Here is a 17,022-nt window from a genome sequence, read left to right as displayed (position 1 = left end):
GCCCGGAGCAAGTTTTGCAATTCGCAAACGGAAGACTGCTATGGCTCGCCCCGACATCGCTGTGCGCGAGACGCCAGCAACGCCGCTTCTTGAAGCGCGCTCAATAACCAAATCTTTTCTCGGTGTGACTGCACTTGATCACGTCGATTTCGCGCTCAATCGTGGTGAAATCCACGCGCTGCTTGGCGAAAACGGCGCAGGAAAATCAACGCTCATCAAAATATTGACCGGCGCCTATCATGGCTTTGACGGCTCAATCTTACTTGAAGGCCAATTAATAGCGCCCGCTTCGGTCATGCAGGCACAGACGCTCGGCATCGGCACGGTCTATCAGGAGGTCAATCTTCTTGAAAACCTAACGGTAGCCGAAAATCTGTTTCTCGGTCGCCAGCCGCGACGTTTCGGTTTCATCGACCGTCGCCGCATGGAAAAAGATGCAGCAACTCTTCTCGCCCGATACGGCCTCACAATTGATGTCGGCGCACCTTTGTCAGCCTATTCAGTGGCCATCCGGCAGATCATCGCAATCGCCCGGGCTGTTGATGTTTCCGGCAAAGTGCTGGTGCTGGATGAACCGACTGCAAGTCTCGACGCACATGAAGTCGAGATGCTGTTTGGCGTTTTGCGCCATTTGAAGGCCGAAGGTCTCGGCATCATCATCATCACGCATTTTCTGGATCAGGTCTATGATATTGCTGATTGCGCAACTGTTCTGCGCAATGGCCGTCTGGTTGGCAGTCGCAATCTGTCCGACCTGCCACGCACCGATCTGATTTCAATGATGCTCGGACATCAGTTGCAGGAAACCGTGCGACGCCAACTCACCGAGGAAGTCAGCGACAACGCAACTGCTCCCATCCGCTTTTCAGGCTTTGGCAAGAAAGGTAGCGTTGCGCCCTTTGACCTCGCCATCAAGCCGGGCGAAGCTGTCGGCATTGCGGGATTACTTGGATCAGGCCGCACGGAAACCGCACTCCTCATGTTCGGCGTCGATCAGGCGGACAGCGGCGCGCTTACGATCGACAGCAAGGAAACAAAGCTGCCATCACCTGTTGCCGCCATTGCCGAACGCTTCGCCTTCTGCCCCGAAGAGCGTAAGACCGACGGCATTATAGGGGATTTTTCGGTAGCCGAGAATATCGCGCTCGCCGTTCAGGCCAAGCGTGGCTGGTCAAAGCCTATTTCGTCGCGCGAAAAGGCGGCTCTCGCCCAACGCTATATCAAAGCACTGGATATCCGCCCGCCTGATCCAGATAAGCCAATCAAGTTTTTATCGGGCGGCAACCAGCAGAAAGCCATTCTGGCGCGCTGGCTAGCCACCGATCCACGCCTGCTGATCCTTGATGAACCAACCCGCGGCATCGACATCGGCGCACATGCAGAAATCCTCAAGCTTATCGGCGAACTCTGCACCGAAGGCATGTCTCTGGTAATCATCTCTTCGGAATTTGAAGAACTTGCAGCCGTGGCAAACCGCGTTGTCGTGCTCTCCGACCGCCGCCATGTGGCGGAACTCAAGGGCGAAGAAATCACCGCCGACAATATCGTGCGTGCGATTGCTGAGACCGGAAGCGATAAGGAAGCCGCAGCATGATCGCTCGCATGGCCAAGAAACTTAAAAGACTAAGCCCCCAGCTGGCAGCCCTCGCGCTTATTCTGGCGGCAAACACCATCATCGCGCCAGGCTTTCTCGGCATTTCATTTCAGAACGGACGCCTCTACGGAAGCCTGATCGATATTCTGGTGCGCGCTGCACCTGTCGCCATTCTCGCAGTTGGCATGACGCTGGTGATCGCCACACGCGGCATTGATCTTTCAGTCGGCGCGGTCATGGCAATCAGCGGCGCAACGGCTGCTTCGCTTATCGTTGCAGGCTATCCGCTGGCGATTGTCATTCCCGTAGCACTCAGCGTTGGCCTGGTCTGCGGTTTGTGGAATGGCTTTCTTGTCGCTGTTTTCGATATCCAGCCCATCATCGCAACGCTGATATTGATGGTGGCGGGGCGCGGTATTGCGCAGCTTATCACCGAAGGTGCCATCCTCACCTTCAACAATGATTCCTTTGCAGCGCTGGGTTCCGGCTCATTCCTTGGTGTGCCGATCCCGGTTCTGATCTGGATTGTTGCAGGGCTTGCAGTCGGTCTCGTCGTGCGCTCGACAGCGCTCGGCTTTCTGATTGAAGCAACCGGCATCAATCGCCGTGCAGCCATGCTGGCAGGAGTTAAAGCCCGCTTTCTCCTGTTCAGTGTCTATGCAGTTTCTGGCCTTTGTGCTGCTCTGGCCGGACTAATCGCCACCGCTGATATTCGCGGCGCTGATGCCAACAATGCCGGTCTCTGGCTTGAGCTTGACGCCATTCTGGCGGTCGTCATCGGCGGCACATCGCTGAATGGCGGACGCTTCTCGATCATGGCGTCGCTGCTCGGCGCGCTGATCATTCAGTCGATCAATACCGGCATTCTGATGGCTGGCTTCCCGCCAGAATTCAACCTCATCATCAAGGCGGGCATTATCGTGATCGTGCTGACCTTCCAGTCGCCTGCAATCGTCAGCTTTTTCACCTTTCTGCGTGCTGAACGCAAAAATAACGCCGCAAAGCCAACGCACCAAGGAGCACGGCAATGAGAGTGCTTCGCAATCTGCCTTTCGTCACAACAGTCGCGATTTTCCTGCTCGCCTATGCGATCTGCGTCATCCAGTTTCCGAACATGCTTTCAACGCGGGTACTCGGCAATCTTCTGACCGATAATGCGTTTCTCGGTATCGCTGCCGTCGGTATGACTTTTGTGATCATCTCCGGCGGCATTGACCTCTCGGTCGGATCGGTCATCGCCTTTACCAGTGTTTTTGTGGCCGTGCTCGTCGGACAGCTTGGCGTGCATCCGCTTATTGCTTTTGGCCTTGTTCTGGTGATCGCAGCAATGTTTGGCGCATGGATGGGAATGATGATCCATTTCCTCGGCATCCCGCCCTTTGTGGCGACACTTGCGGGCATGTTTCTGGCACGCGGCGCGGCATTCCTGATTTCAACCCAGTCAGTGCCAATTTCGCACCCGTTCATCGATACGCTACAAGGCTTTTACTTCCGGCTTCCCGGTGGCGGACGACTGACCTTCATCGCTATGCTAATGCTGGCAGTTTTCATCATTGCTGGCATTATCGCGCATCGCACACGCTTTGGCGCCAATATCTATGCGCTTGGCGGCAATGCACAATCGGCAGAACTGATGGGCGTTCCGATTGGCCGCACAACAATCGGCATCTATACAATGTCAGGTGTGCTTTCCGGTCTCGCGGGCATCGTCTATACGCTCTACACATCGTCAGGCTATTCGCTGGCAACGGTGGGCGTTGAACTCGACGCAATTGCGTCGGTTGTCATCGGCGGAACGCTTCTGACCGGCGGCGCAGGTCTGGTGGCAGGCACTTTTGTCGGCATTATGATACAGGGGCTGATACAGACCTATATCGTTTTCGATGGAACGCTGTCTTCGTGGTGGACAAAAATAGCGATTGGTATCTTGCTGTTCCTGTTCATTGCGCTACAGCGAGGACTTGTATGGTTTTCCGATCTAAGGATTGCCAAACAACGCATGAAGGAGGCCTGAATTGGGATTACTGGAAACGGCCATAACCGGACGCAAGCGGCATAACAGCCACGCCGTTGTCGTAGGGGAACTCGGTCGCGGCATTGTCGCGGGCACCATTCCCGAAGGCTCCATACTTCCGGGCGATAACGAATTGTCGTTGCGCTTTGGCGTTTCCCGTACTGTTCTGCGCGAGGCTATGAAAACCCTTTCCGCAAAACGCCTGATCGAACCAAAGGCCAAAGTCGGAACCCGTGTTTTAGGCGCAAGCTCGTGGAACTTCTTTGATCCTGACGTGCTGACATGGCGGTTTGAAGCAGGCTTTGATGAAGTGTTTGTCGATCATCTGGCCGAGATGCGTATGGCGCTGGAACCAGCGGCAGCTGCAGCGGCCGCAAAAAACGCAACCAGCGAAGAACTCGTTGAACTCTATGCGCTTGCCGCCAAGTTTGATGACCCCAAGCATACGCCGGAATCCATTGCTAAGGTCGATCTGGAGTTTCATCTCGCGATTGCCCGCATGTCGGGCAACCCATTCATGCGTTCAGTCAGTAGCCTGATCGAAGCAGCCCTTGCTATTTCATTTCAGCTCTCTTCACCTGCAAGCTCACCGGAAGGTATCGCCGAGTGTGCGGCCAATCACTTGCGCATTGCCCATGCGATTGCATCGCGCGACCGTCAGAAAGCCCGCGCTGCGATGGAAAGCGTCATCACACTTGGCGTTGAACGCATTCGTGAAGAAATCTGACTTTAAGATACTTTGAGGTCGAACTGCGGATCACCACGCAGCGTATTGCTCACAGTGCAGATCTCCTCGGCCATTTCCGCAAGACGATGCTTTTCATCGTCGCTGAGATCACCATCAAAATGGAATGTTATATCGAATCGTTCGATGCGTGACGGACCTTCATGGGCTTTATCGCCTTTCACTTCCACCCGAACATCGGTAAGCTTTTCACGCAATTCGAGCTTGGTGGCAGCGATGCGCGCACTCAGCGCCATACAGGCAGCAACCGATGCATAAATCAGATCAAGCGGATTAAAACCCGGCAGGCTGACGCTTGTTACAATATCAACCGTACCGCCTGTCGGCGTTGTGATCGTCGGCAGTTTGCCATGTGGCATCTCCGCGACCGCTCCGGTTTCGCGGGTTCTGACTTTCAGTTCACTCATGGCTGAACTCTCCTGTATTCAACTCCGCGTGCAAGCCAGCAGCCGACACTCAAATCTTTGATTGCGCCATTTTCGTCACGGTGAAAGACAAGCTTCCACTCGCCCGGCGATGGTGCATCCATCGAGCGTTGAACAGGCATCAGCCAGACATCAGCACCGACACTATAAAGCGGATACATGTCGCTCTTGCCAAGGAAGCCTTCAAAAGCGCCATAGATCGCGCCGCCTTCGGAAACGAGCAACAGATCGGCATCAAGTTCATCGCTGTGATAGCGGCCAATAATATCGTGTTTGGCTTCGCCTTTAACGCGCTTCATGCTCAAGCGCAGATTTTCACAGGCCCGCACAAGTTCAATTGTCTCGCCATCACGGCAGATCGTTGTCATGGCTGAACGCGCTTCACTTGCGCTCACGACATCCATGATTTCCGGGCTGGTGCCAAAACGTGCTCGCATGCGACCAAGGCCAGCATCCTCAAGGCTGAGCACAAGCCCGGTTTCTTCATCCAGCCACGAGCCCAACCATGCCGCATCAGCCTCCGCCCGCGACACTTCAGATGACGATATTCCCAGAGCAATATTCATCAGCTTAAAGGCTACCTCGGAAGCTCCGCCTTCAAAATTGAACATAGCGATGGTTGAAAGACGTTCATCCGCGCAATGCCAGCGCTGGCAGCGCCAGCCGCGCAAGGCGCCACCATGTCCTGTCAAACGCTTACCGCCGGTTTCGTGCAAGTTAAGACCAAAGCCATAAGGTGCCGCGGCACCGTCTTTGAAAGTTTGCGGTCCGCTCAACCGACGATAAAGCCCTTTTTCATCGTCACGCGTTGCATCAATGAACTGCTCCCATGCGATCATGTCATTGAGCGATGCGCAAATGCCTGCATCGCCCATCCATTGAATGCGATTGGTTGCAGGCAGAAAGCCCCGAACCGTATCGCCTTCATAACCCGTACATTCGTCAAACAGTGCCGTGTCGGGGATAAGCTCGGCACGCTTCATGCCAGCAGGCTTGAATATCCGCTCAGACAGTAGCTCGACCAGCGTGCGCCCGGTATGCGCTTCGATGAGGTCTGCAAGAATGCGGAAATTGCCGTTGCAATAAGAGTAATGCGAACCCGGTTTAAAATGTGTGGTCTTCAGGCGGCGCAACAGGCCTTGCGCCTGCTCAGGTACAAACACACCTTCCGGATCGGCACCACAGAGAACACTCAGCGCCCAATAATCGCGCAGACCGGACTGGTTGTTGCAAAGATCGCGAACGGCGGGGCGCTCATCTTTAAATTTGTCGAGATAGGCTTCAAGCGCATCATCGAGCAGTTCCGGCTCGCCCACCGCATCAAGCAGCACACCACAGGTAAACTGCTTGCTAACCGAACAGATCGGCATCCGCGTTTCGACCGTCATCGGCTTGCGGGTGCGAAGATCTGCAAAACCCCAGGCGTGCTGCAACACGACCTCGCCGTCCTTCAAGACGGCAACGACGCCGCCCGGACCTTTGTAATTTTGGGGAATGTGACGAACAAAGGCTTCAAGGGCAGACGTATCAAACTTGGACATGATCGACTCAGGACTCACATAATTCAATGCGTTTTAAGAACCATCATTTCAAACGATCAATCAAGGCCATGGCAGCATGCGGGTTATGCGCCTTATGGCCGCTGATAACGTAAAGATAGACATCACGCGCCACATTGTCGGCAAGCGGTGGTGTGATGGTTTTAAGACTATCCGGCACATGACCAACCGCTATTGCTTTGGCCCGCTCTGCCCAATGGTCGAGCTCGCCCTCACTGTAACCAAGCTTCTTGTCTTCCTGTGTACCCATGATGCGCAGATAGGCAAAAGGCGCGGTCATGTCGGCAATTTCCACGAATTTGCTGTCGCCCGCAATCACCACCGCAACGCCATATTCCCGCAGCAACGCGATGAAATCCGGTGAATTGAAACTGTCATGACGCACTTCGACAGCATGGCGCAGATCGCGCCCATCGACGCGTTTTGGCAGAAGTTTGAGGAAAGCTTCAAAATCAACTGGATCGAATTTTTTAGTGCCCATGAACTGCCAGTTGATGACGCCGAGCTTGACCTTCAGCTCAAGCAGGCCACCGGTCACAAATTTCTCGATTGCCTCACCTGCTTCAGCCAGCACCCGTCGATTGGTCGAAAAGCGCGGTGCTTTGAGCGAAAAAACGAAGTCATCCGGCGTCTCGTCATGCCACTTGGCAAAGGTCGCAGGCTTTTGCGGACCATAATAGGTGCTGTTGATTTCGACGGAGGTCAGCTTGCTCGAAGCATATTCGAGCTGTCGTTTTTTGGAGAGCTTTTCCGGATAGAAACTCTCGTCCCACTCCTCAAAAGCCCAACCGCCAATACCCACGCGGATTTTGCCTGAATTTGTCTCACGCATTTTATCCATACCTCCACAACATGAGTTCATGAGTGTTGCTCATGATATTTAGGCTGTTTTCACGGCCTCCGCTATGTTGTTATCTCTAATGCGTTTGTGAGGAGGAAACAAATGTCAGACCTAAAAGATCCGATCGTAATCACCAGTGCGGTACGAACACCGATCGGAAGTTTTCAAGGCGCGCTCAAAGGGGAGAGTGCAACAGCACTGGGCGCAGTCACAATCAAGGAAGCGGCCCATCGGGCTAAGCTAAGCCCTGATCAGATCGACGAAGTGCTTATGGGCTGTGTGTTGCCGGCAGGACTGGGACAGGCACCCGGACGTCAGGCCGCGATTCATGCTGGCCTTTCTCAACACACACCCTGCTCCACCATCAACAAGGTTTGCGGATCGGGCATGAAGACCGTCATGCTGGGCGCCGATCTCATTTCCGCAGGCAGTGCGGAAATTGTGGTTGCTGGCGGCATGGAAAGCATGACCAATGCACCTTATCTGCTTGAAAAGGCGCGCGGTGGCTATCGTATGGGCCACGGCAAAATCTACGATCACATGTTCCTCGACGGCCTCGAAGACGCCTATGACAAAGGTCGCGCCATGGGAACATTCGCGGAAGAAACCGCCGACCAATACCAGTTCACGCGTCAGCAGCAGGACGAGTTTTCCCTGCGCTCGCTCTCGCGCGCACTCAAAGCCACCGAAGCGGGTTCTTTCGCGAAAGAGTTGGTCAATGTTGCAGAGCTTGACCGCGATGAGCAGCCAACTCGCGCAAAGCCTGAAAAAATACCAAACCTCAAGCCTGCCTTCCGCGAAGGCGGCACAATCACAGCCGCCAATTCCTCATCGATTTCAGATGGTGCAGCATCCCTCACCCTGATGCGCTTGTCCAAAGCTGAAAAGCTTGGTGTAGAACCACTTGCCATTATTCGCGGCCACGCAAGCCATGCACAACAGCCTGCCCTTTTCACCACGGCCCCGATTTTTGCGATGCGGAAACTCTTCGACAAAACCGGCTGGAATGTACGCGACGTTGATTTGTTTGAAATCAATGAAGCTTTCGCCGTTGTTGTTATGGCTGCAATGCAGGAACTCGACCTCCCCGCCGACAAGGTGAATATCCATGGCGGTGCCTGCGCTATGGGCCATCCGATTGGCTGCTCTGGCGCACGCATCATCGTTACTCTGCTTCATGCCATGAAGCAGAACGATCTTAAGCGTGGAATGGCTTCTGTCTGTATCGGTGGCGGCGAGGCAACTGCCATTGCACTGGAAGCGCTTTAAGCGGGGGAACTCATGGATATTGAAGGAAAAATCGCCATCGTCAGCGGTGGTGCATCGGGTCTGGGAGCTGCAACTGCTCAGGCTCTAGCGGCCGAGGGTGCAAAAGTTGCAATCCTCGACTTCAACATTGACGGTGCAAATACGGTGGCAGCCGCGATTGGCGGCATCGCCATTCAATGCGACGTATCAGACGCAGCGAGCGCAGAAGCTGCCTTCAAGGCAATCGGCGAAAAGCTCGGATCACCGCATATTCTGGTCAATTGCGCGGGCGTGGCACCAGCAAAGAAAATGCTGGCGCGTGATGGCAGCGTCATGCCGCTTGATGATTTCCGTCGCGCTGTTGAAATCAACCTGATCGGTTCGTTCAATCTGCTGCGGCTTTTTGCCGATGTCGCATCCAAAAGCGAAGCCCTGCCAACGGGCGAGCGCGGCGTGGTCATCAACACAGCCTCGGTTGCAGCCTTTGACGGCCAGATCGGCCAGACAGCCTATGCAGCGTCTAAAGGCGGTATCGTTGGCCTGACCCTGCCTGCTGCGCGTGAATTAGCGCCGCTTGGCATTCGGGTATGCGCCATCGCACCCGGTATTTTTGAAACTCCCATGCTCAAAGGCCTGCCGCAACCTGCACAGGATGCGCTGGGCCAGATGGTTCCTTTCCCCCCGCGTCTGGGTCGGCCAGACGAATATGCGGCACTCGCGCTGCATATTATCGAAAACAGCATGCTCAACGGCGAAACCATTCGGCTCGATGGTGCGCTGCGTATGCCTCCGAAATAGAGCGCATACGCGCCAAAGCTTTTCAGATATTTTGAGGGTTAGGAAATGCATAAATCCACAACCAACTCCAACACACGCAATGGCGGTCAGATCTTGGTGGATGCACTCGGCATTCATGGCGTTGACCGCGTTTTCTGCGTGCCCGGCGAAAGTTACCTTGCAGCACTGGATGCTTTTCATGACGTAAGCGACAAGATTGATTTGATTGTTTGCCGTCAGGAAGGCGGTGCTGCTTATATGGCAGAAGCCTATGGGAAGCTCACCGGCAAGCCCGGCATATGTTTTGTCACGCGCGGCCCCGGTGCGACGAATGCCTCCGTCGGCGTTCATACCGCCTTTCAGGATTCCACACCGATGCTTCTGTTCATCGGCCAGGTCGCAAGCGATCAGGTGGAACGTGAGGCATTTCAGGAAGTTGATTATCGCCGCATGTTCGGCCAGATGGCCAAATGGGTGGTGCAGATCGATGATCCCGCCCGTATCCCGGAATTGGTCAGTCAGGCCTTCCATCGCGCAGTCAACGGGCGCCCCGGCCCTGTGGTCATCGCCCTGCCCGAAGATATGCTGACATCACACGCAACCGTAAGCGATGCGCCGGCTTACAAGCAGGTCGAGATGCATCCGGGCAACGATCAGTTGCAGGACATGAAATCGCTTCTTGAAAAAGCCGAGCGGCCACTGATGATCGTCGGTGGCGGGGGCTGGAATGCGCAAGCGGTCCGCGATGTGCAAACATTTGCTGAAAACATGTTACTACCGGTGGCTGCATCCTTCCGATGTCAGGATATGTTCGACAATCATCACCCGCTTTATGCCGGTGAAATGGGAACATCGATCAGCCCGAAACTGGCAGCCCGCGTTAAGGATTCGGACTTGTTGCTGGTCGTCGGCGCACGCCTTGGCGAGATGACCACGCAGGGTTATGAGCTGATCAACATTCCGGTGCCAAAGCAGAAGCTCATTCATGTCCATCCGGGTGCGGAAGAACTTGGCCGTGTTTATCATGCTAATATTCCGATCAATGCCAGCATGGCGGCCTTCACCGATGCGGCCTCCAAACTTGAACCTATTGCCAATCCAAGCTGGAAAGCATGGGCTGAAAGCGCCAATGCTGACTATCGCGACAATCTGAAGGCACCGACAATTCCCGGTGACGTTCAGATGGGCGAGATAATGGAATGGCTACGCGCGCATTTAGCTGAAGACGCGATCATCACCAATGGCGCTGGCAATTATTCGGCATGGCCGCACCGCTTCTATCAGTATCGCACCTATCGCAGCCAATTGGCGCCAACCAATGGTTCCATGGGCTATGGCGTGCCAGCAGCAGTTTCTGCCAAGTTGACAGCACCAGAGCGAACCGTCGTCTGTTTCGCTGGTGACGGCTGTTTTCTGATGAACGGGCAGGAACTCGCAACGGCTGCTCAATATGGTGCCAATGCGATTTTCATCGTCGTCAATAACGGCATGTATGGCACGATCCGCATGCATCAGGAACGTACCTATCCGGGTCGCGTTTCCGGTACTGGCCTTGCAAATCCTGATTTTGCAGCGCTTGCCCGCGCCTATGGCCTGCATGGAGAAACGGTGGAAAAAACCGCCGAGTTTGCGGAGGCCTTCAAGCGGTGCGAGCAATCAGGCAAGCCAGGCCTCATTGAAATCCGCATCGATCCGGAAGCGCTTTCGCCAAAAATGACGCTAAGCCAAATGCGCGAACAGGGTTTAGCAAAGCAGCGATGAACTGGCTTCAAGTGGCTAAAAATAAACGCGGCCCTCTCATTGAAGAGAGAGCCGCGCTTTAGGCATTTGAAACGTTCTGAATGAGAAGAGAATGCCCCCGCGAGACTCTTAACTGCATCCAAAATCGTCTCCAAATGCCAGACCTGTATAATTTCAGAGTGCAGTTTTCATTTGAATGCTGCTTTCGTTCAATGCTTTGACCATCAACTCCACTGCTGATGAAATCGGGGCGATGATCGGCACGTCAAACATAGCCTGGAGCTGGACGGCTGCTTCTCCTAGCGGGCCACCACCGATCACCACGGCCTCAGCGCCATCTTTCAAGCAAAGCTTGACGGCCAATGCGAGTTCTTCCTGCAGACGCTGTGGTTGGCCGGCTATTTCCTTTGGATCTCCGGGCGTACAGCGGATACCCGTGTAAAGATGAGACAAGCCAAGATAAGCAGCACGACGTTCTATTTGTTCTGCGAGATCGGGCGTAACAGTTGCGACACCATATTTACGTCCACCTTGCGCCGCCATGATCATTGAAGCTTCGCAAATCCCAATAACGGGTATATTCAGATCATCCCGCAAGTAGTCGACGCCGGGATCGCCATAAGCACTGATGATAATACCCGCACAGCTATCTTTTCTCGAGCGACCGATCTCGATCACCTGCGCTTCTGAAGCACTGAGTTGCTCACCATTGACGATCATCATTGGATTACGGGTCGCCGTTTCAGTGCTCAGAAAAAGCCGTTCTCCAGCCGTCCGCTGAGCAATCTCACGCATCATTCCACTCGTCGCTTCGGAGCTATTTGGATTGATAAGCACAATATGAGGTGCTGTTGCTGACATTCAGACATTTTCTCCCTGGTTTTTTTGGAGTGCCAACCATTCTGAGAACAGATGACACTCCTTTATTTTTTGAAAACGCGCCTTTAGTCGTTTCGTATTCAGTTTATGCTTTCTGCGGTGCAGCTTTGGTGAGGTCTGCCACAACACCATGTGCATGAGCAGGCTGAGTCAGGTCTTCCATGTCACGACCAAATGTTTCCGGTCCCATCTGGATGCAGAAGGCGAAAATCGCGTACATTGATGCTGCCAAGGCAAAGACGCCAATCATGCCGTAGCCGTCAAACAAAGCACCTGCGATAATCGGAACAAACGAACCAGCGGCTGAACCACTTGCAAGGATGAGCGCAACACCGAAACCACGAATGCGGGTTGGATAAAGCTCTGGTGCGTAAATCCAGATCGATGTGTTGAGCAACAATACAAAGAACTGGAACACCGCGCCAAAGAACAGGACGAGATAGAGGCTTGTTCCGAGATAAACGATGGCCAATGCAGCTGCACAGGCGCAAACCGAACCAATGGTCAGAACTCTTTTACGTGGGAAGTAATAACCAAAAGCCGATGCTGCAATAGCTCCGAGAACGCTGCCGCTCTGAATGATCATTGTATAGAGCAAGCTGCCCGAAAGCGTATAACCCATCGATATGAAGATCATTGGCATCAGGGTCAGCACGGAAAGCTGTGCGCCATAACTCATAAGAATTGCGATAGCTACAGGGATGGTTCGGCCAATGAAAGGCGGCTTGAAAAGCTCCCTCCAGCTCGACTTCACAACGGTTTTCTCAGCTTCGTCAGTCTTCGTCAGATATTCCGTGACTTGTAGATTTTTGGGCCGAAGCTTTCCGGATGCAAGAATTGAAAGAACCTTGTTCGCCTCATCCGTTTTTCCTTGTGATGCAAGGAAACGTGGCGTTTCTGGCACATACATGCGGAAAAAGACAACCAGCAATGCCGGGATAGCCAACACACCAAACAACCAGCGCCAGTTATTTTCACCCGGGAAGATCGTGAAGACCAGCAAACCAAATGCTGGTGCAAGGAAGTTACCAAAACCACCCGCACCCACATTCACAAGACCAGCGGCGGTTCCACGGAATTTCGGTGAACAAAACTCGGCAAGCATCGTCACAGCCGTCGAGATTTCACCGCCAACGCCGAAACCAACAATTGCACGCGCCAGACACAACCAGCCAAAACTTGGTGCCAGAGCACAGAGTGCCGAGCCGAGTGTGAAAAGCAAAAGGTTAAAGGTCAGCATAATACGGCGACCGTAGCGGTCACCCAGAATTCCAGACAGAAGCCGTCCGATCGCAGCACTTGCAAAAGTGATCGTATTCAGGAAGCCAATATCCGTTCCTGTCAGGCCCCATTGTTCGCGCAGGATTGGGCCAACCAGACCAATCGTGTTCTGTTCGAACGAATCGAACAGACAACCAATCAGTACAAGCGCCAATATTTGCTTGTGTGCATTGGTAACGCCGATACTCCCCAGCGCCTGTTCCATTTGCCTATTTTTCGCCGACGAATTGTCGACCCGCATCATTTGTTCCCCTGCCATATCGGTATAACCCCTTTTTTATTACCGGCATGAAATTATTTTTTCATAATCTAGCCTGAGAAAATTGATTTTGACAAGAGAAATTTTATCGTTTAATTTCAAATACTTAGTTTGCACAAATTTTAAGCAAAAAGGATGCATCCTTCGCGAAAAGCTGCTAAAACTTAATGCAACCTGAAAATTGGATTTCATAAAACGCCCATGAACCCAGCAGAACGATCCTTTCTCGCGCGCGTCAGAGACGTGTTGGACGACCTCCCCCCTGCTGAAAAACGGCTTGGTGAATTTATCTGCGATTTCCCAGGTGAACTGGCGAGTTACTCCGCTTCCGAGCTGGCCGCACTTGCGCATGTATCCAATGCGACTGTTACCCGTTTTGTGCGGCGATTGGGTTACGAATCCTATGAAGAATCGCGCCGTCATGCGCGCGAAGAAAAACAAACGGGCTCCAGACTGTTTCTCTCGAGCGTGACAGCAAATGCGGCAGGTCAGTCCTTGAGTTCGCACATCTCTCAAGGAATCGCCAATCTCGAAACAACATTTCTTGCCATTCGCGAAATGCAGATCGACGCCGTAGTCGAAACAATGCTGACCGCGCGGAAGACCTGGGTGATCGGTTTTCGAAGCAGTCATCCCTTTGCCGCTTATCTGCAATGGCAAATGATGCAGGTGTTAGACAATATTGCCGCCGTGCCCGGCCCGGGTCAAACCATGGGCGAATATATGGCGAGCATAAAGTCCGACGATTTAGTGATTGTGTTTGGTCTGCGCCGCCGCATCGCTAAGATGGACGATATTCTATCAACGATTGAAAAACGTGGTGCTAAACTTCTTTATATTACAGATGAAGGTGCACCATTTAGAGCATCGGCAAGATGGCATTTCCAATGTCAGACTCTGGCACCCGGTCCCATTTTCAACCACGTTTCTGTTATGGCGCTTTGCCATCTGCTCACCACAAGAGCAATTGAGAAGGCCGGTGCAAACGGCCGCAAACGACTCAGAGATATTGAAACCTTTGGCGACTTCCTTGAAGAACTATAGCCGGGATATTCACTAGAAGATTACCCATTCTCAGATAAAGATTTCGCAAAAACTGCTTATATGCAAACATACAACTTTCGTATGAGTGAGTACAATTTAAAGTAGACATTTACACCCAAGTCGCAGATAACCCCCGAATTGAATCGGGGGGATCAAATTGCGTACACTTAATTTGTTTATTATCGGCTTTGGATTTAGCGCGCTTATCATCACCTGCATTTACGCTATCGGTGGTGGCCTCATTTAATCCAAGGATCAAAGCAGTCTTTCGCCTAAAAAGCTGGCTGAGGCTTCGCGCACAGCACCAATCATAAAATCGCTGATTACACGGATACGCGGCGCGGCCATGACGTCGACATGGCAATTCATCCAGTATTCGCGCTCAAGATGCAGTTCTTTCGGCAACACAGGCGCTAGGTCTGAATACTGGCAGGCAATGAAATAAGGCAGCACACAAAGACCATAACCAGTAAGTGTCGCTGTAAGCTGGGCATGAATGCTTGAGCTTTGATAATTACAACGCTGCCCGGGCAAAATCTCGCGCATATAATCAAGGCCGGGCGTAAACACCATGTCATCAATGTAACCGATGAACGGATGCCGTGTCAGATCTTCACGCGTTCTGATCGGCGGGTGGCAGTTCAGATAATCCCGATGCCCATAGATAAACAGCCGGTAAGGCGTGATCCGCTCGCTGTGATAGGGCCCTGTGCGCGGCATATGCAGCGTAATGGACAGTTCCGCCTCACGCCGTGACAGCGACATGATCTGTTGGATCGTCACCACTTCCACGGAAAGACTCGGATAAGACTGCGCAAGCACTGGCAAGCGATCGGCCAGAAAAAAATTGCCGAAGCCCTCAAGGGTTGAAAGCCGCACCACGCCTGACAGTGCAGAGAAACTTCCCGTCGCTTCGGTTTGGAATTTCAGTGCCTCACGTTCCATCACTTCTGCTGGCTCTACAAACCGCTCTCCCATCGGAGTCAGCAGATAGCCGCGCGGATTACGTTCAAAAAGCTTGGTCGCGAGCGACTGCTCCAGACGATCAATCCGGCGCAAAACCGTAACGTGACTGGTGCGCAACTGCCGGGCGGCGGCTGAAAGCTGGCCGGTGCGTGCGACGGCAAGAAAATATTGCAGATCATCCCATGCAAACTGGCGCACCACGTCCTCCCTTTCATTATCTGTACAATTTCGAACAGATGATGTTCAAAAATTGTTATTCTTGTACGCATTTGTCAATGCTACCGTTCTGACAAATAGCCCGACAGGAGGAACAGTTCGGGCCGAAGCAGAAGAGTGTATGACCATGAGGAGGTTTGCATTCTGATCTGAAAGGACTGCTTCACAGGAGGTTTCCGTCTGCTTTTTCGCGACGGATATGGAGTTTTTGGGAGGAGCACTGAATGAAACTTTTTGCACTGGCGACGGCTGCACTTTTTGCTGCAACCGCAATTTCATCCGCAGCAGAAATATCAGACGGCAAAGTCAAGATCGGCATTCTGAACGACCAGTCGGGCGTTTATGCTGACTTTGGCGGCAAGTGGTCTTATGAAGCTGCAAAAATGGCCGCAGAAGATTTCGGCGGCACAGTGCTGGACGCACCGATTGAAATCATCACGGCAGACCATCAAAACAAGCCCGATGTTGCCGCAAATATTGCCCGCCAGTGGTATGATACTGAACAAGTTGACGCCATTATGGAGCTGACCAGCTCGTCAGTCGGCCTTGCGGTTCAGGCTCTTTCCAAAGACAAAAAGAAAATCACCATCAATACAGGTGCCGCGACATCGGAACTCACCGGCAAGCAGTGCTCACCTTATGGTTTCCATTGGGCCTATGACACCCACGCGCTGGCCGTTGGCACCGGTGGCTCGCTCGTCGAACAGGGCGGCGATACATGGTATTTTCTGACCGCTGATTATGCCTTCGGCTATTCGCTGGAAGACCAAACCTCGAAATTCGTCACGTCAAAAGGCGGTAAAGTTCTTGGCTCCGTGCGCCATCCTTTGAGCACGACAGACTATTCATCGTTCCTTTTGCAGGCACAGGCTTCGGGAGCAAAAGTGGTCGGCCTTGCCAATGCGGGTCTTGATACATCCAACGCGATCAAACAAGCAGCCGAATTTGGCATCGTTGCCGGCGGGCAGCGCCTTGCAGCACTGCTCTTCACTATTGCAGAAGTGCACGGCTTGGGCCTTGATGCAGCACAAGGCCTGACGCTCACTGAAGGCTTCTATTGGGACCGCGACGATGAATCACGTGAGTTCAGCAAGCGCTTCTTCGACCGTACTGGTCGTATGCCGAATATGATTCAGGCAGGCACGTATTCCGCCGTGCTTCAATATCTCAAAGCCATCAAGGAAGCAGGAACCGACGAGACCGAAGCCGTCGCCAAAAAGCTTCATGAACTGCCGGTCAATGACGTTTTCGCCCGCAACGGTAAGGTCGGGCCAAATGGCCGTATGATCTATGACATGTATCTCATGGAAGTGAAAAAGCCTGACGAAAGTAAGGCCCCATGGGATTACTATAAAGTGCTGGCAACGATCCCCGGCGATCAGGCTTATTTGAAGCCTGAAGAAAGCGGCTGTACTCTGGTCACGCAGTAAGAGG

The 17,022-nt window shown here is 53.1% G+C and carries 15 protein-coding genes; 9 read left to right on the top strand and 6 right to left on the bottom strand.

Features of this window, described 5'->3' with window-relative positions; all coding sequences use genetic code 11:
- Nucleotides 1-40: 40 nt before the first annotated feature.
- The 4 genes from J2782_RS00370 to J2782_RS00355 are packed head-to-tail and all read left to right on the top strand — an operon-like array spanning nt 41 to nt 4,335.
- Nucleotides 41-1,594, top strand: coding sequence for a sugar ABC transporter ATP-binding protein (locus tag J2782_RS00370; protein ID WP_310009637.1), 1,554 nt, complete (start codon nt 41-43; stop codon nt 1,592-1,594).
- Nucleotides 1,591-2,625: an ABC transporter permease gene (locus J2782_RS00365; RefSeq protein WP_310009636.1), complete on the top strand. Its 1,035-nt coding sequence runs from the start codon at nt 1,591-1,593 to the stop codon at nt 2,623-2,625. The genes J2782_RS00370 and J2782_RS00365 overlap by 4 nt, the downstream gene beginning before the upstream one ends.
- Entirely contained in the window at nt 2,622-3,608 is a 987-nt protein-coding gene (gene yjfF, locus J2782_RS00360; protein ID WP_310009635.1) for a galactofuranose ABC transporter, permease protein YjfF, read from the top strand. The genes J2782_RS00365 and yjfF overlap by 4 nt, the downstream gene beginning before the upstream one ends.
- Nucleotide 3,609: 1 nt before the next feature.
- Entirely contained in the window at nt 3,610-4,335 is a 726-nt protein-coding gene (locus J2782_RS00355; RefSeq protein WP_310009634.1) for a FadR/GntR family transcriptional regulator, read from the top strand.
- Nucleotides 4,336-4,337: 2 nt separating this feature from the next.
- Here the strand turns inward: J2782_RS00355 and J2782_RS00350 are convergent, their stop codons facing one another.
- From J2782_RS00350 to J2782_RS00340, 3 genes are read right to left on the bottom strand one after another with little or no spacing between them, the layout of a single operon-like run.
- On the bottom strand, nt 4,338-4,760 hold the full coding sequence (locus J2782_RS00350; RefSeq protein ID WP_310009632.1) for an OsmC family protein: 423 nt from the start codon (nt 4,758-4,760) through the stop codon (nt 4,338-4,340).
- Nucleotides 4,757-6,319, bottom strand: coding sequence for a D-aminopeptidase (locus J2782_RS00345; RefSeq protein WP_310009631.1), 1,563 nt, complete (start codon nt 6,317-6,319; stop codon nt 4,757-4,759). Before J2782_RS00345 ends, J2782_RS00350 begins: the two co-directional genes overlap by 4 nt.
- 43 nt (nt 6,320-6,362) lie before the next feature.
- The gene (locus J2782_RS00340; RefSeq protein WP_310009630.1) at nt 6,363-7,169 is read right to left on the bottom strand and encodes a DUF72 domain-containing protein; all 807 of its coding nucleotides are present in this window, start codon (nt 7,167-7,169) and stop codon (nt 6,363-6,365) included.
- Nucleotides 7,170-7,280: 111 nt separating this feature from the next.
- Between J2782_RS00340 and J2782_RS00335 the strand changes: the two genes are divergently transcribed.
- From J2782_RS00335 to J2782_RS00325, 3 genes are read left to right on the top strand one after another with little or no spacing between them, the layout of a single operon-like run.
- The gene (locus J2782_RS00335) at nt 7,281-8,447 is read left to right on the top strand and encodes an acetyl-CoA C-acyltransferase (protein WP_310009629.1); all 1,167 of its coding nucleotides are present in this window, start codon (nt 7,281-7,283) and stop codon (nt 8,445-8,447) included.
- Between the two features lie 12 nt (nt 8,448-8,459).
- Nucleotides 8,460-9,224, top strand: coding sequence for an SDR family oxidoreductase (locus tag J2782_RS00330; protein WP_310009628.1), 765 nt, complete (start codon nt 8,460-8,462; stop codon nt 9,222-9,224).
- A 45-nt stretch (nt 9,225-9,269) separates the two neighbouring features.
- A complete protein-coding gene (locus J2782_RS00325; protein WP_310009627.1) occupies nt 9,270-10,964 on the top strand; it encodes a thiamine pyrophosphate-binding protein in 1,695 nt (564 codons plus the stop codon).
- A gap of 153 nt (nt 10,965-11,117) precedes the next feature.
- Here the strand turns inward: J2782_RS00325 and J2782_RS00320 are convergent, their stop codons facing one another.
- Both J2782_RS00320 and J2782_RS00315 read right to left on the bottom strand, forming a co-directional pair.
- Nucleotides 11,118-11,804 (bottom strand): aspartate/glutamate racemase family protein, encoded by a 687-nt coding sequence (locus J2782_RS00320; RefSeq protein WP_310009626.1) that lies wholly within the window; start codon nt 11,802-11,804, stop codon nt 11,118-11,120.
- A 103-nt stretch (nt 11,805-11,907) separates the two neighbouring features.
- Nucleotides 11,908-13,362 (bottom strand): MFS transporter, encoded by a 1,455-nt coding sequence (locus J2782_RS00315; protein WP_310009624.1) that lies wholly within the window; start codon nt 13,360-13,362, stop codon nt 11,908-11,910.
- Between the two features lie 201 nt (nt 13,363-13,563).
- Here J2782_RS00315 and J2782_RS00310 point away from each other — a divergent pair, with 201 nt between their 5' ends.
- The gene (locus J2782_RS00310) at nt 13,564-14,406 is read left to right on the top strand and encodes a MurR/RpiR family transcriptional regulator (RefSeq protein WP_310009623.1); all 843 of its coding nucleotides are present in this window, start codon (nt 13,564-13,566) and stop codon (nt 14,404-14,406) included.
- A gap of 255 nt (nt 14,407-14,661) precedes the next feature.
- Here the strand turns inward: J2782_RS00310 and J2782_RS00305 are convergent, their stop codons facing one another.
- Nucleotides 14,662-15,570 (bottom strand): LysR family transcriptional regulator, encoded by a 909-nt coding sequence (locus tag J2782_RS00305; protein ID WP_310009622.1) that lies wholly within the window; start codon nt 15,568-15,570, stop codon nt 14,662-14,664.
- Between the two features lie 242 nt (nt 15,571-15,812).
- Here J2782_RS00305 and J2782_RS00300 point away from each other — a divergent pair, with 242 nt between their 5' ends.
- Complete coding sequence (locus tag J2782_RS00300) at nt 15,813-17,018, top strand: ABC transporter substrate-binding protein (protein ID WP_310009621.1); 1,206 nt, start codon at nt 15,813-15,815, stop codon at nt 17,016-17,018.
- Nucleotides 17,019-17,022: the final 4 nt, after the last annotated feature.

Source organism: Brucella pseudogrignonensis (assembly GCF_031454375.1).
GTDB lineage: Bacteria > Pseudomonadota > Alphaproteobacteria > Rhizobiales > Rhizobiaceae > Brucella > Brucella pseudogrignonensis_A.
Note: the sequence above shows the minus strand (reverse complement) of the source record. Positions and strands in the feature narration are given on the sequence as shown.